Raw genomic sequence first — 21,446 nt, 5'->3', positions numbered from 1 at the left:
GGCGGGCATCGGCAACACTCGGGGTATGAGCGACGATGCGAGCCTCTCGTGTCACGCGAAACTCGCGCGCGTGGTGCTCGCGAACCGCGGCCCACTCTCCCCGAGCGAGATAGCGGACGAAGCCCGCATCTCGGAGGCGGACGCCGCGACCGCGATGGACGAACTCGTCGAGGCCGGCCGCGCCGAGTGCGTCTGCGGCGTCTGCGAGACACGCGAGCAGGTGTACGCGCTCCTCGAAGAAGCGAAGGCGTAGCCCTCTTAGCCACACGCTCCCTACTCCTGCGTGCGCGCCGTTTGTCCCCACCTGAGCGAGCCTACCAGGGTGCGATGACGACTGGAGAACCCCGGCGCGCACGACATTCGTCGCGCAAGCGACCGCGGAACGGTTTCGGAGCCGGCGAGTACGGCTCCGGGGTAGCGTCCATCGCTCGCCCGCCACGAGGGTTTCCCGGCCGACGCGGCACGCCGCCTCGGGATGACGCCGGCCGTTAGTGTCGCGGGCGCACATTTCACGTATTCGGGGAAGATGGCATCTATAGCCAGTTCCGACTCACGTATTCGAGCGTCACCTCGGACTGGTCTATGTACCCGGAGAGTTCGTGTACGATGTCTCCGACCTCTTGAGCCGAAAGTGTCTGATCTTTCTGGAAGAGAATGCCAGCAGTATCCCCACTATCCGGCTGGGTAACGAAGTCGTCATCTTGCGTGAGAATGAGGCGGTTTGTCTCGCGTCCGTACGTAGCGATCGCTCCGTCGTCAGTCCCGAGGCCGAGTTCTTCGATATCGCCGACCCATTCGACATTGTGATCGAGTTTCCGCGGGTAGTTGATCGTCGCCCGCTCGACGTTTTCGTCAGCGAGGATGCGATACCCCATTAGTCCCGCACACTGTCGGGATCGGTCGTCAAGTGGTCGTGGGCTTCGATGGCGGATTGCCGCTGGCGTTCGATCGTCCGCATCTCCTCAGGATGGTCATGATAGTAGGTGAGCGCCCGATAGACATCGGCCACGTCGAGGTCGTGGCGATCGGCGACCGTTCTCGGGGAGAGTTCTCGACCTTCGACCTGTTCTTTGAGGAATTGAACAGTAATCCGTCGGCCTTCGAGATGTGGTTCGTCGTGGAGTTCCCGCACGATACGTCTCGTCACCTGGCTCATACTGTACGCTACGCCGCCATCATACTTGAACGACTGGACTTCTGCCCGATTTCACGTTCACCGGGCCTACTAGTAGAACCTCGTCCGATAGTGTCGGAGGCGACCTCTCACTCGATACCCACGCCGCTCAGCCGTTCGTGGCGTTCTTGATACCCGCCACCAGTCGATACGTGACGTTCCGTTCAGTCCCGGAGACGCCGGCGAACCCGAACGCGTAGTCGCCGCGCACGGGGTCGTCGTGGAGCGAGAAGGACGACCCGTTCTCGGTCGCGATCACGTAGACGGCCTCGCCGGGTTCGAGGCGGGCGTTCGTGGTGACTGTGCCCGCCACGTCACCGGCGCGCGCGGGAGGATTGGGACCCCAGACGGGGTCGGTGGACGCGCCGACGTGGAGCGTCGTGTTCGCCGGGAGCGCACCGCCGTCGGTGTTCCGGAGTTCGACCGCGTGGCCGTCCGCGACTATCGACAGCGAGAGGTGTGGTACGTCCGCGACCCACGACGGCGGCCCCGTCCACTCCGCGTCAGTGTCGAGCGCTATCGAGTGCTCGGTGCGCACCGTCGCGCCGTCGGAATCCGCGGTCGTCGTGGCGTCGATGTCGTGCACGACGCCGTCGGGGGTGACGAGCACCGTCCCCTCGTAGGCGTCGTACAGTCCGTTAGCGGGCGACGTCTCGTCGGCGGTGAACTGGACGAACGTCCGGCCGCCGCGTTCGACGGTGCCGTTGACGCTGTAGTTCCCGCCGGCGAGGAGCAGATGGAGCGCGGACCCCGGTCCGAACGCATCGTCGTTCGTCCACGCGCGAGTATTGGTGAGGGAGTCCTGCACGACCCCGTAGTGCGTCTCGCCGTTCACGACGGCCCGCGAGTACCCGCGCGCGTCCGTCTCGTAGAACTCTGCCGTAACTCGGCGGTCGTCGGTCGTGCGTTCGAACGTGCTGTAGTACGGCGTCCGGCTCGCGCCGCGCGCGTAGCTCCGAACCACTGTCTCGTTCGGGTTCGTCCACCGCTGCGTGATCACCATCGACTCGTTCGCCACCGCGGCGAAGTGCGCGTCGAGAAGCCCGGAGACGTTCACGAGCGTCCCGTTCGCAGCGACACCCGGCGGGTACTGCTCCGCGCTGACGTTCGGCGACCACGTCCCGGTCGTCGTCGCGCTGGTCGTCGTGTCAGTCGTCGTCGAGGTGGTCGATTGTGTCGTCGCGCCGGTCGTCGGTGCGGTTGTCTCGGTGGTGGTCGTCTCGCTGCTGCAGCCGGCGGTGACGAGGAGGAGGGCGACGCAGCCGACGAGGACTGCGTGTCGTGTCGGGGAATTCATACTATGCACGTGGCAGGTGTCTGTGTAAAAGTCCGGTGGCTGTCGGCCGCCGCCCTCAATTCGCCGTTCGGCCGGCGGAACCACTACGGTCGCGGCCGTCGACCGTTCGGTATGAACGGCTGGTGGTCGTGGTGAGCGTGAGTGTGGAGCGGCCGCTGGGTCGGGTGTACGACGCGGCGTACGCGGGCGTGCCGAATTGGGATATCGGGCGGCCGCAGCGGCCGTTCGTTCGGCTGGTGGAGTCGGGCGTGCTCGACGGCCCGCTGCTGGACGTGGGGTGCGGGACGGGCGAACTCGCGCTGTTCGCGGCGCGCCACGGCTACGACGTGCTCGGCATCGACCTCTCCGAGCTGGCGGTCGCGCAGGCCCGGGAGAAGGCGAGATGGCGGCGGGTTTCGGCGCACTTCCTCGTCTGGGACGCGCTCCGCGTGTCGGCGTTCGCGGACACCGGCCTCTGGTTCGGGAGCGTGCTGGACTCCGCGATGTTTCACGTGCTCGGCGAGCGCGAGCGCGACGCGTTCGTCCGCGAACTCCATGCCGTCCTCGACTCGGGCGGCCTCTACTGCGTGCTGGGCGACCGACGAATGGACGAGCGCGACGTGTACGGGGTGAGCGTCCCGGAACTCCACGAGCGCTTCCCCGCGGAGCGCTGGGAACTCGTCTACGCCGAGGAGACGGCGTTCGAGCGGCGGTGGGGCGCGACGCCCGCGGTGTTCGCGGTGCTGCGGCGGCGGTGAGGCGAACGGTTTTCACGTCTCGCGTGCCTCGATATCGGTATGACTCTCGACCCGGAGCGCGTCGCGGACCTCGGTCCCGAGCGACGCCGCGCGCTCTTCGAACGCGACGCGGGCGTGGAGGCGGTTCGCGGGGACGTTCGCGACATCCTCTCGCGGGTTCGCGCGGAGGGCGACGCGGCGCTCCGCGAGTTCGCGCGCGAGTTCGACGACACCGACGTGGGGAACCTCGACGTGACCGACGAGGCCGAGCGCGCGTACGACGACCTGGACGACGACACTCGGCAGGCCATCGACGACGCCGTGGAGAACGTCCGCGAGTTCCACGAGGCCCAGGTTCCCGAGGACTGGCGCGACGACTTTGGCGGCCGCGAACTCGGACGCCGGTTTCGCCCCATCGAGCGCGCGGGCGTCTACGTCCCCGGCGGCGCGGCGGCGTACCCGTCCTCGGCCATCATGGGCGTCGTGCCGGCGAAAGTGGCGGGCGTGGAGCAGGTCGCGGTGGCGACGCCGCCCGCGGACGAGATGAACCCGGTGACGCTCGCGGCGATTCACGCGGCGGGCGCGGACACCGTGTACGCCGTCGGGGGCGCGCAGGCCGTCGGCGCGCTCGCGTACGGCACGGAGACCGTCAACTCCGTCCAGCTCGTCGTCGGCCCCGGGAACAAGTGGGTGACCGCGGCGAAGGCCGAAGTTCGAGGTGAGGTCGAAATCGACTTCCTCGCCGGGCCGTCCGAGATTCTGGTGCTGGCTGACGATACCGCCGACCCCGCGCTCGTCGCGGCGGACGCGCTCGCGCAGGCCGAACACGACCCGAACGCGTCCGTGGTCGTCGTGACCGACGACGAAGCCACCGCGGACGCCGTCTGCGAGGAAATCGACGCCCGGCTCGGCGAGCGCGAGCGCGCGGACATCATCGAGGAGTGCCTGCGGAGTGACGCGAGCGGCGTGTTCGTCGCGCGCTCGCAGAGCGAGGCCGTGCTGTTCGCGGAGGAGTACGCCGCCGAACACCTCTCGATTCAGGCCGACGAGGACGAGGCCATCCTCGGCCGCATCACGAACGCGGGCAGCGTCTTCCTCGGACCGTACACGCCCGTCGCCGCCGGCGACTACGCCACCGGCACGAACCACGTCCTCCCGACGAACGGCCGCGCGAAGGTCACCGGCGGCCTCAGCGTCGACACGTTCCTCCGCGCGACCACCGTCCAGCGCCTCGACCGCGACTCGCTCGGCGACATCCGGGACACCGTGACGACGCTCGCGAACGCCGAAGGCCTCGAAGGCCACGCCGCGAGCGTCGACGCCCGCTTCCGGGACGAGGAGTGACACCACGCCGCGCGGCGACGGCGAACTTATATTTCCGAACCCACTCTCGCTAGGTATGTTCGTCGGCCACGAGACGCTCGCGTTCGCCCTCGTCGCCCTCGCGGCGCTCCGCCTCGGGCGCTCGAAACCGGAGGCGCTCGCGCTCGGCGTCGCCGCGGGCGCGTTCGCCGCGGTCCCCGACGTGGACATGGTGTACGCGCCGGCCGGCCTGCTCGGCCTCGACTCGGCGGGCGCGTTCGCCGCCGCGAACGCGTTCTGGGGCGCGTCCACGGTGGTGCACCGCGCGATGACGCACTCGCTCGTCGTCGCCGTCCCCGCCGCGCTCGGGTTCGCGCTCGCCGCACACGACTCCCGGGCCCGGTGGCTCGCCGCGCCCGTCCTGCTCGCGCTCGTCGGTGTCGCCGCCGTCGCGAGCGGCCCGCTCGGCGCGTTCGTCATGGCCGTGTACGTCGCCGCGGGCGCGCTCGTCGCCGTACTCGCCAGTCGTCGGCTCGCGCTCGGCGTTCGGGAAGTCGCGGCGGTCGCGCTCGCCGGCCTCGTCACCCATCCGTTCGGCGACCTCTTCACGGGGGAGGCGCCGCAGTTCCTCTATCCCTTCCACACCCTCGTGTTCGACGGTCGTGTCGCGCTCGCCGCGGACCCGACGCTCCACCTCCTCGGCGCGTTCGGCGTCGAACTCGCCGCTATCTGGCTCGGCGTCCTCACCTACCTCCACCTCACCGACCGCTCGCCCTGGCGGCACCTGAACGTCCGTGCCGCGGGCGGTGCCGCGTACGCGCTCGCCGCGTTCGTCATCGCGCCGCCGACGCTCGACACCTCCTATCAGTTCGTGTTCAGCGTGCTCGCCGTCGGGTTCGTCGGCGTCGTCCCCGACTGGGAGCGCCGCCTCCCCGCGCCCCCGACCGCGGCGGTCACCGGACTGGCCGCCGTCACCGTCGCCGGGCTCGCGTACGCCATCGCGTACGTCGCCGCCTGACCCCCAAAGTTTCGTAACCCGGGCGCTCCAAGCGAACGTGATGAGTCAGTCGGGACAGCTGGAGTCGCTCCTCGAAGACCGGCAGTTGAACGCCGCGCTCGCGTGGCTACTCGTCGCGCTCGTCGCGTTGGTCGCCGTCGAGAGCGCGCTCGACCAGGACTGGGTGTGGGTCGGGTTCACGCTCGTCGCCGCCACGCTCGCCGTCGTCCCGCCGCTCGCCTACCGGAACCTCCGCGTGATGCTGCCGTGGGAGGTGCTCGCGCTCGCGCTGCTCCCGGACCTCGCACGCGCCCTCCTCTACACGCCGTTCGTCGTCGACCTCGCGACCTACTTCGCCGTCGCGGCGCTCGCGCTCGTTGTCGCCGTCGAACTCGACGTGTTCACCACCGTCCGCATGACGGAGTGGTTCGCGGTGCTGTTCGTCGTTCTCTCCACGCTCGCCACCGCGGGCGTGCTCGCCGTCGGCCAGTGGCTCTCCGACGTGTTCTTCCACACGCACTTCCTCTACGCGGAGTCCCCCGAGATACCCGACCAGGTGGCTGACGGCGGCGCCGTCGACACGCTCCTCTGGCTCTCGGACGTGTTCGTCGGCACCACCTTCACCGGGTCGACCGCGCTCTCCGTTCCGCCGGCCGTCGAGGAAGCCGCTCTGAACACGCTGATGTGGGACTTCGTCGCCGCCACTCTCATCGGACTCCTCGCCGGTATCGTGTTCGAACGCTACTTCCGTCGGCGCGCCGACGCCCACCTCCGGCTTCCCGAGGGCGTCGAACAAGCCCTCGATATCGAGGAGGGCGCGGAATGAAACTCCGCGACGCCATCGGCGTGAGCGAACAGACCCAGCGCCGCATCACGCGCGCGATGCAGCTCTCGCTCGTCGGCATCGTCTTCGTCGGCCTCGATAGGGGTAATCCCGGTATCATCGTGAACGGCGCGGTCGCGTTCAGCGTGACGTACGTGCCTGCGCTCCTGGAGCGCGACTACAACCTCCCGATGGATTCCGGCCTCGTCCTCTGGATGACGCTCGCGGCGTTCCTGCACGCCGTCGGCACCCTCGGTCCCTACCAGAACATCGCGTGGTGGGACCACGTCACGCACGCGCTCTCCTCGTCGCTCGTCGCCGGCGCGGGCTACGCGTTCACCCGGGCCGTGGACGAACACAGCGACGACATCGAGTTCCCACCCCGGTTCTCGTTCGCGCTCATCCTCCTCGTCGTCCTCGCGTTCGGCGTACTCTGGGAAGTCCTCGAATTCGCGCTCAGTCAAGCTGGGAGCGCGCTCGGTCAGGGCGGGTCCGTGCTCACCCAGTACGGCCTCGAGGACACCATCAAGGACCTCGTGTACAACACGCTCGGCGGCGTTATCGTCGCTATCTGGGGGACCGCGTACCTCGCGGACGTGGCGAGCGCCGTCCGCGAACGCTACCTCAGCGGCGAGTAGTTTTAACGTCCCATGCCACCAACACGCACGCGTGGTTTACAAGAAAATCACCCTTATCGGGCGTAGCGAGGAGAGCTTCGAGGCCGCGGTGGACGACGCAATCGACCGCGCGGAAGAGACGCTGGACAACGTTTCCTGGGTCGAAGTCGTCGAACAGGGCGTCGAAGTAGGGAGTGTCGAGAATCGAGAGTATCAGGCGGAAGTCGAGGTCGCGTTCGGGCTCGATTAAGTACGGAAGGATTCGCCGCAGCCGCATTCGGCTTCGACGTTCGGGTTTTCGACGTGGAAGCCCGCGGCCTGCAGGCCGTTCTCGTAGTCGAGCTGGCTGCCCTCGATGTACTTCAGGCTGCTCGGGTCGACGAACACGCGGAGGCCGTGGTGTTCGGTGATGGTGTCGTCGCCCTCGGGTTCGTCGTCGAACCGCATCCCGTAGGAGAGCCCCGCGCAGCCGCCCTGCTGGACGAACAGTCGGAGCCCCGCGATGTCTGTGTCGAGACCTTCGTTTTCGAGGAGGCTAATGGCCTGGGAGGCTGCTTCCTCGGTGACCGTGACCGGCGCGCCGTCGCCGCCGGACTCGGCAGTCGTGCTCATACTCCTCCATTCTTCGGCCAGCGGAATAAGGATGCCGCCCCCAGCAGTCTACTCGGTCTCGTTCGAGTTCGCGCGCTTCGTCCACTTCTTCTCGATTTCGGCGTTCGCGCGCACCACCGTGTCGCCGTCAACGTCGATGCGGGTCTTCCGGAGCTCTATCTCCTCGACGGTGCCGGTGGTGTCGCCGGCGGTGACGGTGTCACCGGGGTTGAAGTCGGGGTCGCGCAGGAGGTAGATGCCGGCGACCGCGTCCGCTATCATTCCCGAGAGCGCGTACGACACGCCGAGCGCGAGGAAGCCCGAGGCGGTGCCGAGCGCGGCCGCGATGTCGTTCAGTCCGACGATGGCGAGGAAGCCCAGGATGACGCCGAACCAGAGGAACACCGCGATAACGGTCCAGCAGAACGTGACGTACAGCGGCTGGTCGTCGAAGACGCGGCGGAGGAACGCCTTCACGATATACCCCACGAGCGTCACGAGGACGGCGGCCAGCAGGAGGAAGACGACGCCCGACGCGACTTTTGGCAGCGCGCCGACGACGCCGTCGACGAACTCCGCGACCGTCTGTTCGATGAGTCCCATACTCCCTGCTTGGGCTGGCGGGCGAATAAAACGCGGCGGCCGCGCGGTGAGATACCAAGGCGCTAAGGGGCCGGGTCGTGGAACCGCTACCATAGTGGCGAGAACGCATGAGTGATGCTGATGCAGTCGTTGACCGTTTGCGGCGGGAGTTCGGTGACGCGCTCCGCTCCGTGACGCACTACGACGCCGACGGCTACCGCGACCTCTACGTCCGGGACGATGTCGACTCCAGATACGACGACGACCGAATGGAACGGATCGCCGAGGAGACCCGGATGGAGGCGTTGCAGAGCACGTACCTCCGCGACCTCTTCCGGCCCGTGCACGGCGATTTCGAGTGCACCGCCCGGTTCTTCGCGGAGGGCGTCGAGATAAACTACACCGTCTCCGAAACGCGCGGGTTCGCCATCGGTCTCGACCGCGACATCGGCGACGCGGACTCCGTCGCGGACCGCGCGGAGCGCGCGCTCGCCGCGACAACGGAGTAGGGTGACGGGGCGGTCGCCGGAACGTGAACGCTTTTGGACGCGCTGGAGGTACGCGGACGTATGCAGGACTCACCCGAGGTCGGCGAACTGACGCCGCCCGACCGCACCCTGATGGGGCCGGGACCGAGCCCCGTCCATCCGCGCGTGCTGCGGGCGATGAGCACGCCGCTCGTCGGCCACCTCGACCCCGCGTTCGTCGATATCATGGACGAGACGCAGGACCTCCTCCGGTACGCCTTTCGCACGGAGAACGAGTGGACGCTCCCCGTCTCCGGCACGGGGAGCGCCGCGATGGAGGCCGCAATCGGCAACCTCGTCGAACCCGGGGAGACGATGCTCGTGCCGACGAACGGCTACTTCGGCGGGCGAATGGCGGAGATGGCGCGGCGCGCCGGCGGCGAGGTCGTGCACGTGGACGCGCCGTGGGGCGAACCGCTCGACCCCGCGGACGTGCAGGACGCGTTCGACGCCCACCAGCCCGACGTGTTCGGATTCGTGCACGCGGAGACGTCCACGGGCGTGCGTCAGCCCGACGTTCCCGAACTCACCCGTATCGCGCACAGCCACGACGCGCTCGTCGTCGCCGACACGGTCACCTCGCTCGGCGGCGTCGAACTCCGCGTCGACGACTGGAACATCGACGCCGCGTACGCCGGCCCCCAGAAGTGCCTGTCGTGTCCGCCCGGCGCGAGCCCGCTCACGCTCAACGACGACGCGATGGACAAAGTCCTCTCCCGCGAGGACCCTTCTCGCTCGTGGTACCTCGACCTCTCCCTGCTGGAGGGCTACTGGGGCGACGAGCGCGCGTACCACCATACCGCACCCGTCACGAACGTGTACGCGCTCCGCGAAGCCCTCCGCCTCGTCGCCGAGGAAGGCGTCGAGGAACGCTGGGCGCGCCACCACCGGGTCGCTGGCGCGCTCAAATCCGGCGTGGAAGCGATGGGGCTCGAACTCGAACCTGAAGACGACTACTGGCTCCCCAGCCTCAACGCCGTCCGCGTCCCCGACGGCGTCACCGACACCGCCGTCATCGACTTCCTCCGCGAGCACTACGACCTCGAAATCGCCGGTGGACTCGGCGATCTTTCTGGTACGATCTTCAGAATCGGCTGCATGGGACACGGCGCCCGCGAGAAGAACGTCGCGTTCCTCCTCACTGCGCTCGCCGACGCCCTCGACAGCCTCGGCGCGAACGTCGACGCCGAGGCCGGCCTCGACGCGGCCCGCCAGTCACTCTGAGGGCGCTCGCGCGACCTCGTACTCGCCGTCCTCCTCGACCCCGATGACCGCATAGTCGTAGTCGGGTGCGGCTCGGTCGAGCAGGTCTCCGAGGTCCGGAACGTAGTCCTTCCACGTCACGAAACAACGCATCCGGTCGCCCGACGGCGTGTCTACGTCGTCCGTGACCGCGAGCACCTCGACCTCCTTCCAATCCCGGGCCGCCGTGAACGTCGCGCCGTCGCCCGCGACGCTGTATCCGAGGTCGGCGAAGATCGACTTGGCTTCCTCAGACGGTGGGCCAATGTGTGACACCATCTACCACACCCTACAGGGGCGGGGGTGATAAGTTTTGCCGCCCCACCTTTTTACTCGGCGGGTCGCGCGAAGCGCGACCGCTTGAGTAAAAACCTGGAGGGAAAAAGCCGAGCGCGCCGTTGGCGCGCTCGGAGAACGGCGCATCTCCGATGCGCCGACGGAACCGCCACCGCACCGCTACCGCAGGGCGCTATTCGTGCGCCGCGTTCCCGTGAACGAGCGAACAGGCGGCCGGAGGCCGCCGAACGGACGAACGGCGCAGCCGTGAGTCGAGCGAGTGGGAGCCAGGGGCGCGAATAACTCGGAGAGTTATTCGTGCGCCGCGTCCCATTCGTCGGGTTTCCGGAGGTTGCCGCAGTCGTTGCACTGGATGCGCCCCATGGAGTCCATGGCGTTGTCGAGGGTTTCGCAGTTGAGACAGTACCACCCGTACTTCCGTGTGCGTTCGGAGTCGCGGTAGACGGCGAGGAAGGGCGCTTTCTCGCCGCGTTCGCCCTCGTCCTCGGCGACGTAGAGCGTCTCGTCGTCGGTCGTGATTTCGAACATGGTTGTGGAAGGCGGCGGCGGCCCTTAGCGATGACGACACGTTCAATGTCGGCGACGGCTTCGTTCCTGTATGAGTCTTCGTTTCCTCCACTATTCGGACGTGGAGAACGCCCACGACGACCCCGAGCGAATCGGGCGGCTCGCGGGCGCGCTCCGCGAACTCGCCGGCGACGACACCGTGGTCGCGGGGACGGGCGACAACACCTCGCCGGGCGTACTGCCGCTCGTGACCGAGGGAATGCAGGCCGTGGACTTCTTCGAGGCCGCGCGAACGGACGTTGAGACGTTCGGGAACCACGACTTCGACTACGGCGTCGAGGCGACTCGGCGCGTGGTCGCGGCGTCCCCGCAGACGTGGGTGAGCGCGAACGTCCGCGAGGACGGCGAGCGGTTCGCGGCGGACGCGGGCGTCGTGCCGTGGCTCACGCTCGACCGCGCCGGCACCACCGTCGGCGTGACCGGCGTCACGGACCCGAAGACGCCCTCGATAAACCCGAACGCGGACGCGGTGACGTTCGACGATCCAATCAAGGCCGTACAGGAGGCCGAGGCGGAACTCCGCGAGGCGGGCGCGGAGCACGTCGTCGTCCTGAGCCACCTCGGAAACGGCGACCGGGAACTCGCTGTCGAGACTGATGTCGACGTGATTCTCGGGGGCCACGTCCACACGGAACTCCAGGAGCGCATCGAGGGGACGCTCCTCACCCGGCCCGGCGTGAACGGTGAAGTCGTCTACGAGGTCGCGCTCGACGACGACCCCGCCGTCACTCGGCACCGCGTCGCGGAGTTCGGCGTGAACGAGACCGTCGCCGCGGCGCTCCGTGACCGCGAGTCCGACGCCGCGCTGGACGAGGTCGTCGCGCACGTCGACGACCCAATCGAGCGCTCTGAGGCGACGACGTTCCGCGGGGAGAGCCGCATCGGGAACTTCGTCGCGGACGCCTACCGCTGGGCGGGCGACGCCGACGTGGGCCTCCAGAACAGCGGCGGCATTCGCTCCGGGCCCGCCCTCGACGGCGACGTGACGGTCGCCGACCTCGTTTCGGTGGTGCCGTTCGACGAACCCGTTGCCGTCGCCGAACTCACGGGAGACGAACTCCGCACTGTCCTCCGTCAATCCCACGGCGCGACCGTCGGGTTCGGCGAGGCCGACTGGTGGCACTCGCACGTCAGCGGCGTCGAACTCGTCTGGGACACGGTTCAGGAAGAACTCGTCGAGGTCACGGTCGCTGGCGAACCGCTCGACCCCGACGCGACCTACACGGTGGCGACGAACGACTACCTCTTCCACACCGACCACGAGTTCCCGCTGCTCGACCACGACCACCGGACGGGAACGCTCGACACGCAGTACGAGGTGCTCGCCGCGTACGCCCACGAGTTCGGTATCGACCCCGCCGTAGAGGGTCGGATTCGTCGCCGTCCGACGAAGGAGGCTTAGGCACCCCGAGTGTACGCGTCGGTATGTCACTCGTCGTTGTTCCGGTTCGCTACCCGCTCACGGAACACTCGAAGGGAACGCTGGAGGCGGCTATCGAGGAGGCGCGCGAGCGCGACGCCGACCTCACGATTCTTCACGTGAACCTCTATCAGGACGATCGGCGGGTCACGCGAACCGCACTCAAGCACGCCGTCGAGCGCGCGTTCGGCCCGCTCGACTTCGCGCGGTACGTCGTCCGCCGGAGCTTCCTCGTCGAACAGGCCATCCTCGACGAGGTCGCGGGCGAGGACGCGGACGTGGTCGTCATCGGCCACAAACAGATGCCGCGCTGGCGGCGCACGCTCCGCCGGCTGTTCGGCACGCCCGACATCGAATCCTTCCTCCGCGCCGAACTCGACTGCGAGCTCATCAGCGTTCCCGGTCGCTGAGGTCCGTGTCCGGGCGACTGTTCATGTCGTCGAACACCACGTGGCGGTGCGGGTACGCGATGTTCACGGACTCCGTCTCCTGGAGTTTCTCCCAGATTTTCTCCTGGACGGCGGAGCGCACGGAGAGGAGTTTGTAGGGTTCGCGCGCCCAGTACCGGAGCGTGAGGTTCACCGAGCTATCGCCGTACTCGTCGATGTAACACGTCGGCTTCGCGGGGTAGCGCGCGCTCCCGATGCGGACGCCGGGGCCGCCCGAGATGACTTCGTCCACCTCGCCGGCCGCCGTCTCGATGAGGCGGCGGGCCTCGTCCAGATCGCCTTCGTACGTCACGCCGACGCTGAGCGAGAGCCGCGTGCGCTCGTCCTCCGCGGAGTAGTTGATGATGTCGCGCTCGCGCATCGCCCCGTTCGGCACGACGAGGAAGGTGTTGTCGAGCGTGAACACCTTCGTGTACCGGAGCGTGATGTCCTCCACGAACCCGCGCTCGCCCGTGTCCGTGATTTCCACGAGGTCGCCGATCTCGTACGGCTGGTCGGCGAGCACGAACACGCCGTTAATGACGCTTCCGACGATGGGCGCGAGCACGAGACCGAGCACCGCGGAGAACACCGTGACGGACAGCACGAGGTCGCCGAGTTCCAGTCCCAAAAAGCCCATCGCGGCGAACGCGCCGACGAGGATCGAGCCGACGCGGAGCGACCGGAGGATGGTGCGGGTGACGCTCGGACGCTGGAACCGTCGTGCTATCCGCCGCCCGAGCACGCGCACGAGGAGTTTCCCCGCGTACCAGCCGGCGACGATGACGACGACCGCGAACAGGAGGTTCCACTCCTCGCGTCCCCACCAGTCGAGCGACACCACGCCCTCCAAGACCATACGGGACGCACGGCGCCGGCCCCCTAAACGGTTGCCCACCGCGACAATCTCTAAGACCCTCCCCGAAATACTCTCGACCATGACTGACGCGAACCGCTTCGCCGCGGACCCGCTCACGCACGACGACCCCGACTTCTCCATCACTCACGACGCGGAGCCGAGCGGCGTCCTCCTCGCGGGGTTCTCCAGCTTCGGGCTCGCCGGCCTCACCGCCGTCGACTACCTCGTGGACCGACTCGACCTCGAAGAGACCGGTCACGTCACCGTCGACTCCCTCCCGTCCATCACGCCGTTCGAGAACGGCCAGCCCCGCCACCACACCCGCTTCTTCTCCCGGGACGACCTCGACATCACCGTCCTCACCGGCGAGCTCTACGTCCCCCAGCTCGCCGCCGACGCCCTCACGACCGCCATCACCGACTGGACCGCGGAGAACGACGTTCGCGAAATCGCCATCCCCGCCGGCATCCCGCTCGCGCACGGCCCCGACGACCACCGCACCTTCTACATCGCCACCCCCGACTACCACGAGAAACGCCTCACCGACCACGACATCCCACCGATGGGGTCCGGCTTCCTCGACGGCGTCAACGCGGGCATCCTCGAACACGCCATCGACACCGACCTCGCCGCCGCCACCTACGTCACGCCCGTTCACGCCGAGGTCCCCGACGTCGACGCCAGCCTCCGCCTCCTCGACGCCCTGGACACCGTCTACGACCTCGCCCTCGACACAGAACCACTCGAACAGTTCGCCAAACAGGTCCGCGACTACTACGCTGAACTCAACGCCCGCGTCGAAGCGGTCGACGACTCCCAGCGCCCCGACGACCGCATGTACATGTAGAGCGCACCGTTTTTCGCGTCGAGTCGCCGCAGGCGACCGCGCAGCCAAAAACCTGCACGAAAAAAGCCGCGAACGCGGAGCGTTCGCGGTGAATCGCCGCACTTCGTTCGGCGAATGCTACCTACCCGCGCTGTACGCCGTGATGACGGTGGGTGCGTCCTCGGAAGCGAGGTCGCGCTGGTTGCCGTCGCGGGGTTCGAGTTCGACGCGGCCGGTGTCGCGGGCGCAGTCAGGGGAACGGGTGATAGGTCTTCTCCAGGTCGGGTTCGAATCCGAGGGCTTCCGGAACGGATTCGGCACGCTTGCCGAAGTAGGGGTCGCCGACGAACAGCGGCTGAGCGTTCGGGACGAGGACGCGCGCGGCCTCGAAGCCGAGCGAGTCGAGGTCGCGGGTGGTGAGGCGGGCGGCGTAGGCGTCGAGGTCGGCGTCCGCCAGCCGCGACACGACCGCGTCGAGTTCGTTCTCGGGAACCCCGTCGGGGCCGACGGAGTCCGTCGGAACGACCGTTTCGGGGGTGACGAAGTCGCGGACGCGTCCCGGGTAGTCGGCGTACGCGCCGATGGCGCCCTCCTGCTCGGCGGCTCCTTCGCGGCCCATCGCGCGGAGTTCCATCCAGTTCTGGACGGCTTCCTCCAGCGCGCCGCGCGCGGCTTCGTCCGGGTCCAGCGACGCGCTCGACCCGAGCGCGAACCGCGGCCACTCGTCCCGGGTGACGGCGACGCCCACGACGGGGACGTCCACGTCCTGCGTCAGTAGGAACGCGGTCGCGTCGAGGCCCTCGCTGCGCGCGCGCTTCGCGAGCTCCGCGTACCCGCCGTCCTCGACCGCGAGGCCGAGCGGGTCGTACGTCGAGTACCACGCGAGCATCGCCGCGTCCCGCTCTACGACCTCGTACAGCCCGGAGAGCACGGCCTCCTCGGCGGTGTTCCCGAGTCCGAGACCGGTCGTAATCGAGTCCCGGTAGCGCTCCTCGTGCGGCGGGAACTGCACGAACTCAGCGGGGAGCAGGGCGTCGTCGCCCGAGTCGAGGTGTTCGCCGCGAACCCACCGGAGCGCGTCGTCGGGGTCGGGCGTCGGCGCGTTCTCGGGGAGCACGAACTCGGTCGGTGGGACCGCGTCAGGATGGGTCGGCATCGCGGTCTCGAACGCCGACGACCGGTAGACGCCCGCGGCGTACCGCTCCAGCGCCTCCCCCACCGCCTTCACGTACGCCTCGTTCCAGTCGGTGGCGACGCCGGCGGCCTGTCGCGCGGCGGTCGCGTCGCTGAACGCGCTCGTGTCGTTCACCTGCGCGAGGTAGTACGGCGCCGGGTAGGACTCGCGCTCCCCGACTGCGGCCACCGCGCCCACGCGGTCGTCCACTGCGCGCGCCGCCGCGTCCGCCGCCGCGTCGATATCCCGGGATTCGCCAGACCAATCGAACGCGCCGTCGCGCTCGCCACCGCAGACGGGGCACGTCGGCACCGGAAGGAACGACCGCTGCGTATGCGGTGCCTCGACGACGTGCCCGCCGAAGGACTCGCCGCTGAGCGCGCGGACCGCCAGCCGGCCCGCGAGCGCACCCGCGAACCGCACCGTGCTCCGGTCAGCGCTCGGCGCGTCCACCGTCTCGAACCCGTCCGCGGCGACCCGCGAGTGGAGGCACGCGAAACAGCCCTCGTTCGGCCAGAACCCCGAGACGGCGGCGTCGACGTCCGCGAGCGCGTGCCCGCCGAGGCCGCCGACCTCCACCGCCAGCCACGGCCCCTCGATGGCTCGGTTCGCCGTTGCGAACCCGTCGCTTCCCGCGAGACCGACGACGACGGCGAGGTCCGCGTCCGCGGCGCCCGATACGTCTCGGTCCTCGACGACGGCGTCCGCGTCGGAGAGCGCTGCCCGAACGGCGTCCGCGGCCGACCCGCCACCGACGACCGCGACGATGTCACTCATGACTACGCGAACGAAAACCGGGGAGAAAGACGTGGCGGATTCGGCGGCTTACGCGAGGATTGTCTGCGCGACGGACGCGAGTTCGCCGGGTTTCGCGTCCTGCAGGCGGTCGTCCGCGAACTTCAGTCGGAGGCGCGGCCGTCCGACATCGATGGGGACTTTCTCCGTGTCGATGAGGCCGAGGTCTTCGAGCTTGGTCTTCGTGCGGCTGAACGTCGCCTTCGACGCGATGCCGACGTCCTCGCCCCACTTCGAGATGTCGTAGAGGAGCACGCGGTTCTTCGCCGCGACGAGCAGGCTGAGCGTGACCTCGTCGATGCTGTCCTCGTCGCCGCGCGCGGTCTCCATCGCGGCGAGCGCGGATTCGAAGTCCGCCTCGACCTCGCTCCCGATTTCCTCGCTGAGCGTGCGCTCGACGCGGCTGATACCGGGCGTGCGGAGGGAGAACTCGTCAGCGGCCTCCCAGTCGGCCTCGGCGGCGTCCAGCACGTCCGCGACGAACGCGTCGTCGTCCGTCGTTAGACCGCCGGTCTCGTTTCCGGCGTCGACCAGGGAGACGACGCGTTCGCCCGTGACGAACGTCGAACTCCGCGGGGGCTCTTCGGTCGTGCGGAGCGAGAGCACGTCCGCCTCGACGAGGTCCGCGGTGTTGCTCGCGACGATGAAGTCGTCCATCGTGTCCTTGAGGAGGCGTTCCTCGGCGACGAGGCGGACCGACGGGAGATCGGCGTCCGTCTCGGTCGCGGCGTCGACGAAGGCCTCGATGACGTTCGCCGACGGGTTCCGGACGTAGAGGTCCGAGGGTTCTTCGTCGAGAATCGTGGATACGACCTCTGAGACGGTCGCGCCGAGTAGGTTCTGGGTTGCCATACCCTCACGTAAGGCCCGCCACCGTATATAATTTACTCGATATTGGTCGCGAGTAAAGTAAGTCAGAGGCGCGTGACCGCTGCGTCCGCCCAGACGAACTCGCCGTCGAGCACCACCGGCGCGTCCACGTCAGCCAGCACGTCGCGGAGTTCCGCCCCGCTCAAGGTCGCAGTCTCCCGGCGGCCGGACGGGCCGGCCCGGTGCGGCGGGAACGGCGACGGCTCGTACTCGCCGTGCGTCCACACGCTCCCGCCCTCGTACGCGACCTCGTAGCCCGCGTCCGTCGACGTGACCGTGAACACGCCCGGCGACCGAACGCCCCCGTGCGGGAGCGACCACGTCCCGTCCCCGACGACAGCGTAGTCCTTCCCCATCACGATGCGTCGCCGGGCGACCGAGAGCGCGCGCTCGATTCCGAACCCGGCGACGAGCAGGCGCGCGAACGCCGTGCCCACCTGCGCCGCGTGCTCGTCCAAGACTTTTCTGAAGGTCACGGCGCCCGCGGCGCTCCCGCGTTCGACCAGCCGAACGCCCTCGTGGTAGGACCCGCAGGCGTTCAGGAAGAACGTGCGCGCGCCCACGTCGTCGAGCGAGTCGGCGGACAGGCGGCCGTCCGCGCACAGCAGGCCGTCCTCGTCGCAGTGCCCGATGTAGTGCACGAAGTCCGTGTCGGCCTCGAAAACCCCGGCGAGCTCCGTCGTGGCGAGGTCCGCGTGCAGCGTCACGTCGATCGGGCAGTCCGTCGCGCGGTCGCGGTAAATCTCGGTGACGCGGTCGCGCTCGCGCGCCATCCCGGGGTCGTTCAGCACTACGTGGACGGAGAGGTCGCCGCCCACCGGGTCGACGGACCGCTCGTACGTTTCCGGCACGGCTTTGAACACGTCGATGGGCGTGCCGTCGGCGAGCCAGCCGTGCCGGCGGCCCGCCCGGAGCTGCGGGTTCTCCATCTCCACGGTCGCCACGGGACCCGGCGTCGTCCGATAGAAGTCGTCGAGCGTGCGCGATACGAGTTCTCGACTGTCGAGCGTCGTCGTCTCCGCGGGGTGGACGTGCGCGAGTCGATGGAGGAGTCCCGGGAGCGCTCGAACGCTCTCCGGCGTCGCGTCGACGTACATCGAGAGCGGCCACTCCGGGAGCGAAACCGCGTCGAACGACGCGTCCAGCGCGGCCGAGAGACGCGCGGCCGGCGGCGCGGACGCTACCGCTGGCTCGACGCCGAGCGCGTCGAGACGCTCGGCGTCACCGTACCACGCGAGCGCGTCCAGCCAGAACGCGCGCTCGAGCAGCACCGCGGCCTGTCCGTCGACGAGCGGTTCGTCCACGCTCGCGGCGGGCGCGCGGAGTCGCGCAGGGCCGTCCGTGACCGTCACGCTCGCGCCGAGGTAGTGCGCGAGCGGCGCAACGCCGAGCACGTCGTCGAGCGCGGCGGGAACGGTCACGTGGATGCCCGTCTCTGGGGCGTCGGCCGTCGTGCTGTCGTCGCTATCGGTGTCCGCGCCGAAGTCGATGCGGGGCGGGTGGCGGCGCATCGTCGGGCGCGCCCGCGCCGGACCCGTGGTGCGGAGGGCGGCCGCGCTCGCGGTGACGGCGTCGGCCAGGCCGCTCGGCGTCGCTGGAACGCTAACGCGGCCGGTTGGAGTGGTGGCGCGGCCGAGGAACCCGAGGGCGACCTTGGTCGGCGCGTCGAACTCGACCCGGACGCCGTCGTGAGTCCGGTAGACCGTGGCGGGCCCGTCGAAGCGCGCGCGGACTTCGAGCGGTCCGAGGAGGGAGAGGACGTGTGCGTCGTCGGGAAGTTCGTGGTCGTCGGTCGAGAGTCGCCGTGACGGCGTAGCTCCGTGGAGAACGGTCGTCGCCGGGACGCTGAACCCCGTCGTGTAGCCGGCGACAGCGGTGTCGACGGGCACGTCGAACTCGTCGGGCGCCGCGCGCGAGAAGTCATCGGCGTCAACGCTACAGGCGTACCCGGCTCGGTCGACGACCCGGACACCGGCCGTCGTGACTTCCCGCGATAACACGGCGTTCGGTACACTCCACATGTTTATATTCCTGTCGAGCGGGCGGTTGGATTATCTCGGTGGTTGTCGGAGGTGGGTACACTTATGCTGTCGCGTGCGCCGGATTCACGCATGCGCTACGACAAGGTCAGAGAGGTCGACGATGCCGTCGCGGACGCGCTCGCTGGTGAGGAGGAGCGTCAGGAGGACACGCTCGCGATGATCGCGAGCGAGAACCACGCGAGCGAGGCCGTGCTTCAGGCGCAGGGGAGCGCGCTCACGAACAAGTACGCGGAGGGCTATCCGGGGTCGCGGTACTACGCGGGCTGCGAGTACGCGGACGACGTGGAGGAGCTCGCCATCGAGCGCGCGACGGAGCTCTGGGGCGCGGACCACGTGAACGTCCAGCCGCACTCGGGGTCCTCGGCGAACATGGGCGTCTACTTCGCCGTCCTCGAACCCGGCGATAAGATCCTCAGCCTCGACCTCACGCACGGCGGCCACCTCAGTCACGGCCACGCCGCGAACTTCGCGGGGAAGCTCTACGACGTCGAGCACTACGAGATCGACGCGGAGACGGGCCGCATCGACTACGACGACCTGAAGGCTACCGCGGAGGAGTTCGACCCGGACATGGTCGTCTCCGGGTTCTCCGCGTACCCGCGTGCGGTGGACTGGGAGGCCGTGCAGGAGGCCGCGGACGTCGCGGACGCCTACCACATGGCGGACATCGCGCACATCACCGGCCTCGTCGCGGCGGGCGAACACCCGAATCCCGTCGGCATCGCGGATTTCGTCACCGGGTCGACGCACAAGACGATTCGCGCCGGCCGCGGCGGCATCATCATGTGCGACGAGGAGTACGCGGACGCCGTCGACTCCGCGGTGTTCCCGGGCGCGCAGGGCGGTCCCCTGATGCACAACATCGCCGGGAAGGCCGTCGGGTTCGGCGAGGCGCTCGACCCCGACTTCGCGGAGTACGCCGCCCAGGTCGTCACTAACGCGAAGGCGCTCGGCGACCGACTCAAGGAACACGGGTTCTCTCTCGTCTCCGGCGGCACCGACACCCACCTCGTGCTCGCGGACCTCCGCGAATCCCATCCCGACGTGTCCGGCGGCGACGCCGAGGAGGCGCTGGACGAGGTCGGTATCGTCCTGAACGCGAACACCGTTCCCGGCGAGACGCGCTCCGCGTTCGACCCGTCCGGTATCCGCGCCGGCACGCCCGCCCTCACCACGCGCGGGTTCGACACCGACGACATGGAGACCGTCGCGGACTGCATCGCGCGCGTCATCGACAACATCGGCGACGCCGAGGTGTACGCCGAGGTCGCGGCGGACGTGCAGGAGCTCTGCGACGACCACCCCGTCTACGAGTAGGCACGAACACGAACAACTCTCTCCATCTACTTCCTTCCCTATACACGAACCAGCAATTTGAAGGGTGGCGCGCGCCCACCGTCTGGCATGACCTCCGTCATCGACGGGAACGCCGTCGCCGCCGACGTGCGCGAGGATGTCTCCGCCGTCGTCGACACCCTGACCGACGCCGGCGTGACGCCGCGCCTCGCAACCGTCCTGATGAACGACACGCAGGCGAGCGCCACCTACGTCTCGATGAAACAGCGGGACTGCGAGGAAGTCGGTATCGCCGCCGAGGACGTTCGCATCGACGCCGACGCGCCCGCCGAGGAACTGTTCGACACAGTCGCGTCGCTCAACGATCGCGACGACGTGCACGGCATCCTCGTTCAGGACCCGACGCCCGACCACGTGCCCGACGAGCGCGTGCTCTCCGCGGTCTCGCCCGCGAAGGACGTGGACGGCTTCCACCCCGAGAACGTCGGCCGACTCGTCGCCGGCAACCCCCGATTCAAGCCCTGCACGCCCCACGGCGTCCAGAAACTCCTCGAATCAGAGGGCATCGACCCCGCCGGAAAGGAAGTCGTCGTCGTCGGCCGGTCGAAAATCGTCGGGAAGCCGCTCGCGAACCTCCTCCTCCAGAAGGGAGATGGTGGAAACGCTACCGTCACCGTCTGCCACTCTCGAACGGACGACCTCGCCGCACACACTCGGCGCGCGGACATCGTCGTCGCCGCGGTCGGCGTCCCCGAACTTGTCGACGGCGACATGCTCACCGACGGCACGACGGTCATCGACGTGGGCATCAATCGCGTCGACGACGACTCGGAGAAGGGCTACCATCTCGTCGGCGACGTGGACTTCGAGAGCGCGAAAGCCAAGGCGGACGCCATCACGCCCGTCCCCGGCGGCGTCGGCCCGATGACGCGCGCGATGCTCCTCTACAACACCGTGAAGGCCGCGAGCGAAATCGAGGACGTGCCCGTCGACCTCCCCTGACC

The 21,446-nt window shown here is 68.7% G+C and carries 25 protein-coding genes; 14 read left to right on the top strand and 11 right to left on the bottom strand.

The genetic code is table 11. The annotated features are described in order from the left end of the window. The first annotated feature begins 25 nt into the window (after positions 1-25). Positions 26-253 carry a hypothetical protein gene (locus U3A55_RS07605; protein WP_227261948.1) on the top strand — a complete coding sequence of 76 codons (228 nt, stop codon included), beginning with the start codon at positions 26-28 and terminating at the stop codon, positions 251-253. Positions 254-533: 280 nt separating this feature from the next. Here U3A55_RS07605 and U3A55_RS07600 read toward each other — a convergent pair whose 3' ends face one another. From U3A55_RS07600 to U3A55_RS07590, 3 genes are all read right to left on the bottom strand, one after another. Continuing rightward, positions 534-875, bottom strand: a complete 342-nt coding sequence (locus U3A55_RS07600) for a DUF5615 family PIN-like protein (RefSeq protein WP_330990886.1) — start codon at positions 873-875, stop codon at positions 534-536. Then, positions 875-1,156, bottom strand: coding sequence for a DUF433 domain-containing protein (locus U3A55_RS07595; RefSeq protein ID WP_330990885.1), 282 nt, complete (start codon positions 1,154-1,156; stop codon positions 875-877). Before U3A55_RS07595 ends, U3A55_RS07600 begins: the two co-directional genes overlap by 1 nt. A 127-nt stretch (positions 1,157-1,283) precedes the next feature. After that, positions 1,284-2,471, bottom strand: a complete 1,188-nt coding sequence (locus tag U3A55_RS07590; protein ID WP_330990883.1) for a hypothetical protein — start codon at positions 2,469-2,471, stop codon at positions 1,284-1,286. Positions 2,472-2,602: 131 nt separating this feature from the next. Between U3A55_RS07590 and U3A55_RS07585 the strand changes: the two genes are divergently transcribed. From U3A55_RS07585 to U3A55_RS07560, 6 genes are read left to right on the top strand one after another with little or no spacing between them, the layout of a single operon-like run. Continuing rightward, complete coding sequence (locus U3A55_RS07585; RefSeq protein WP_330990882.1) at positions 2,603-3,208, top strand: class I SAM-dependent methyltransferase; 606 nt, start codon at positions 2,603-2,605, stop codon at positions 3,206-3,208. Between the two features lie 39 nt (positions 3,209-3,247). Further along, the gene (gene hisD / locus U3A55_RS07580; RefSeq protein WP_330990881.1) at positions 3,248-4,531 is read left to right on the top strand and encodes a histidinol dehydrogenase; all 1,284 of its coding nucleotides are present in this window, start codon (positions 3,248-3,250) and stop codon (positions 4,529-4,531) included. A gap of 55 nt (positions 4,532-4,586) precedes the next feature. Beyond that, entirely contained in the window at positions 4,587-5,507 is a 921-nt protein-coding gene (locus U3A55_RS07575) for a metal-dependent hydrolase (RefSeq protein WP_330990880.1), read from the top strand. 40 nt (positions 5,508-5,547) lie between these two features. Continuing rightward, positions 5,548-6,312, top strand: a complete 765-nt coding sequence (locus U3A55_RS07570) for a hypothetical protein (RefSeq protein ID WP_330990879.1) — start codon at positions 5,548-5,550, stop codon at positions 6,310-6,312. Continuing rightward, on the top strand, positions 6,309-6,947 hold the full coding sequence (locus tag U3A55_RS07565; RefSeq protein WP_330990878.1) for a hypothetical protein: 639 nt from the start codon (positions 6,309-6,311) through the stop codon (positions 6,945-6,947). Before U3A55_RS07570 ends, U3A55_RS07565 begins: the two co-directional genes overlap by 4 nt. 31 nt (positions 6,948-6,978) lie before the next feature. After that, the gene (locus tag U3A55_RS07560) at positions 6,979-7,176 is read left to right on the top strand and encodes a dodecin (RefSeq protein ID WP_330990877.1); all 198 of its coding nucleotides are present in this window, start codon (positions 6,979-6,981) and stop codon (positions 7,174-7,176) included. Here the strand turns inward: U3A55_RS07560 and U3A55_RS07555 are convergent. Together U3A55_RS07555 and U3A55_RS07550 are read right to left on the bottom strand one after the other, a co-directional pair. Continuing rightward, positions 7,173-7,538 carry a HesB/IscA family protein gene (locus U3A55_RS07555; RefSeq protein WP_330990876.1) on the bottom strand — a complete coding sequence of 122 codons (366 nt, stop codon included), beginning with the start codon at positions 7,536-7,538 and terminating at the stop codon, positions 7,173-7,175. The two genes, U3A55_RS07560 and U3A55_RS07555, sit on opposite strands and share 4 nt — an antisense overlap. A 48-nt stretch (positions 7,539-7,586) precedes the next feature. Beyond that, positions 7,587-8,120 carry a mechanosensitive ion channel domain-containing protein gene (locus U3A55_RS07550; protein WP_330990875.1) on the bottom strand — a complete coding sequence of 178 codons (534 nt, stop codon included), beginning with the start codon at positions 8,118-8,120 and terminating at the stop codon, positions 7,587-7,589. A 107-nt stretch (positions 8,121-8,227) separates the two neighbouring features. Between U3A55_RS07550 and U3A55_RS07545 the strand changes: the two genes are divergently transcribed. Together U3A55_RS07545 and U3A55_RS07540 are read left to right on the top strand one after the other, a co-directional pair. Further along, positions 8,228-8,608, top strand: a complete 381-nt coding sequence (locus U3A55_RS07545; protein ID WP_330990874.1) for a DUF7522 family protein — start codon at positions 8,228-8,230, stop codon at positions 8,606-8,608. A gap of 60 nt (positions 8,609-8,668) precedes the next feature. Next, positions 8,669-9,850: a pyridoxal-phosphate-dependent aminotransferase family protein gene (locus U3A55_RS07540; protein ID WP_330990873.1), complete on the top strand. Its 1,182-nt coding sequence runs from the start codon at positions 8,669-8,671 to the stop codon at positions 9,848-9,850. Here the strand turns inward: U3A55_RS07540 and U3A55_RS07535 are convergent. Together U3A55_RS07535 and U3A55_RS07530 are read right to left on the bottom strand one after the other, a co-directional pair. Further along, positions 9,842-10,147 (bottom strand): DUF7116 family protein, encoded by a 306-nt coding sequence (locus U3A55_RS07535; protein WP_227261960.1) that lies wholly within the window; start codon positions 10,145-10,147, stop codon positions 9,842-9,844. The genes U3A55_RS07540 and U3A55_RS07535 overlap by 9 nt on opposite strands. A gap of 309 nt (positions 10,148-10,456) precedes the next feature. Further along, entirely contained in the window at positions 10,457-10,693 is a 237-nt protein-coding gene (locus U3A55_RS07530; protein WP_330990872.1) for a DUF5816 domain-containing protein, read from the bottom strand. A 70-nt stretch (positions 10,694-10,763) separates the two neighbouring features. Here U3A55_RS07530 and U3A55_RS07525 point away from each other — a divergent pair, with 70 nt between their 5' ends. Continuing rightward, complete coding sequence (locus U3A55_RS07525; protein ID WP_330990871.1) at positions 10,764-12,134, top strand: bifunctional metallophosphatase/5'-nucleotidase; 1,371 nt, start codon at positions 10,764-10,766, stop codon at positions 12,132-12,134. Positions 12,135-12,157: 23 nt separating this feature from the next. After that, on the top strand, positions 12,158-12,562 hold the full coding sequence (locus tag U3A55_RS07520; protein ID WP_330990870.1) for a universal stress protein: 405 nt from the start codon (positions 12,158-12,160) through the stop codon (positions 12,560-12,562). Here U3A55_RS07520 and U3A55_RS07515 read toward each other — a convergent pair. Then, on the bottom strand, positions 12,543-13,439 hold the full coding sequence (locus U3A55_RS07515; protein ID WP_330990869.1) for a mechanosensitive ion channel family protein: 897 nt from the start codon (positions 13,437-13,439) through the stop codon (positions 12,543-12,545). The two genes, U3A55_RS07520 and U3A55_RS07515, sit on opposite strands and share 20 nt — an antisense overlap. A 79-nt stretch (positions 13,440-13,518) precedes the next feature. Between U3A55_RS07515 and U3A55_RS07510 the strand changes: the two genes are divergently transcribed. Next, positions 13,519-14,286 (top strand): proteasome assembly chaperone family protein, encoded by a 768-nt coding sequence (locus U3A55_RS07510; RefSeq protein ID WP_330990868.1) that lies wholly within the window; start codon positions 13,519-13,521, stop codon positions 14,284-14,286. A 229-nt stretch (positions 14,287-14,515) separates the two neighbouring features. Here U3A55_RS07510 and U3A55_RS07505 read toward each other — a convergent pair whose 3' ends face one another. From U3A55_RS07505 to U3A55_RS07495, 3 genes are all read right to left on the bottom strand, one after another. Further along, positions 14,516-16,216: a YcaO-like family protein gene (locus U3A55_RS07505; protein ID WP_330990867.1), complete on the bottom strand. Its 1,701-nt coding sequence runs from the start codon at positions 16,214-16,216 to the stop codon at positions 14,516-14,518. A gap of 48 nt (positions 16,217-16,264) precedes the next feature. Then, entirely contained in the window at positions 16,265-17,086 is an 822-nt protein-coding gene (gene tbsP, locus U3A55_RS07500; RefSeq protein ID WP_330990866.1) for a transcriptional regulator TbsP, read from the bottom strand. A 62-nt stretch (positions 17,087-17,148) separates the two neighbouring features. Continuing rightward, positions 17,149-19,104, bottom strand: a complete 1,956-nt coding sequence (locus tag U3A55_RS07495) for a hypothetical protein (protein WP_330990865.1) — start codon at positions 19,102-19,104, stop codon at positions 17,149-17,151. Positions 19,105-19,215: 111 nt separating this feature from the next. Between U3A55_RS07495 and glyA the strand changes: the two genes are divergently transcribed. Both glyA and U3A55_RS07485 read left to right on the top strand, forming a co-directional pair. After that, a complete protein-coding gene (glyA, locus tag U3A55_RS07490; RefSeq protein ID WP_330990864.1) occupies positions 19,216-20,463 on the top strand; it encodes a serine hydroxymethyltransferase in 1,248 nt (415 codons plus the stop codon). An 87-nt stretch (positions 20,464-20,550) separates the two neighbouring features. After that, positions 20,551-21,444: a tetrahydrofolate dehydrogenase/cyclohydrolase catalytic domain-containing protein gene (locus tag U3A55_RS07485; RefSeq protein ID WP_330990863.1), complete on the top strand. Its 894-nt coding sequence runs from the start codon at positions 20,551-20,553 to the stop codon at positions 21,442-21,444. Positions 21,445-21,446 lie beyond the last annotated feature (2 nt).

Source organism: Salarchaeum sp. III, from assembly GCF_036418315.1.
Taxonomy (GTDB): domain Archaea; phylum Halobacteriota; class Halobacteria; order Halobacteriales; family Halobacteriaceae; genus Salarchaeum.
The sequence above is the reverse complement of the archived record's forward strand: the minus strand, read 5'-3'. Positions and strand labels throughout refer to the sequence as shown.